The organism is Vibrio sp. 1069 (assembly GCF_033340555.1).
The window spans coordinates 1-760 of the sequence record NZ_JAWOWP010000291.1 but is presented as its reverse complement, the minus strand read 5'-3'; the positions used below and the strand labels follow the sequence as shown (position 1 = coordinate 760).

Genomic DNA, 760 nt, shown 5'->3' with positions numbered 1-760 from the left:
CATCCAGATCGGGTTGCAGAGCGATCAACCCGGCGGGAACCAAGGTAATCATCAAACAAAGCGCGATTTTACGAAAGTCAGGTCTGCCGCCTTCAAGGTGCAGCATCCAAGCGATCATGATCGGAATCGACAGTTTAATTAATTCCGAAGGTTGAAAACGAAAAAAGCCGATATCTAGCCATCGTTGTGAACCGTTAGTGCTGTCACCAAACAGCGCGACGGCCAGCAGTAACGACACGGCGACAAAATACAAGTACGGTGCCGAGCGTTGATAACTGGCAGCTGGAATGGATGACATCACCAGAATACACACCAGTGTCAGTGCGCAGCGGGCTAAGTGTTTAAAGAGCATGGATTCATCGAAGCCACTGGCGCTCCATAGCGTCAGCGAGCTCAATAACATGATCGGAATTATCGCCATCAAAAGTGGCAAATCGATTCTTGGAAAGAAACGCTTGTTCATTTACTACAACCTAAAAACGCTCTCAAAAGAGCGAAAACAACCAGAACTCAAGAGAGTTCAAACTATTCCGATGCTAAGAATCCAATAGGTCGGGTATGTTGGCTTTCTTAGATTTGTTGAAAGTGAAAGCACAACAGGCCTGTTCACAGATGCGGCGCAAAGGAGTGCGAGAAAGGAGGTGCAGCATCATCTGTTGTGGTACGTCGACTGGGAATGTTGTGAAGAGGATAAATACACCAGCCTTGATATTTTCGCCACTCTTTTTATCGTACTTAGTGTTGAATCCAGCAATAATTG

Annotated in this window: 2 protein-coding genes; both read right to left on the bottom strand. The window is 46.3% G+C overall.

Going from position 1 to position 760, the window contains the following annotated elements; translation table 11 throughout:
• The coding region (locus R7040_RS26065) for an FtsW/RodA/SpoVE family cell cycle protein (RefSeq protein WP_318097519.1) at nucleotides 1-463 on the bottom strand (463 nt) is incomplete at its 3' end.
• 73 nt (nucleotides 464-536) lie between these two features.
• On the bottom strand, nucleotides 537-760 hold a 224-nt coding region (locus tag R7040_RS26060; RefSeq protein WP_318097518.1), incomplete at its 5' end, for a hypothetical protein.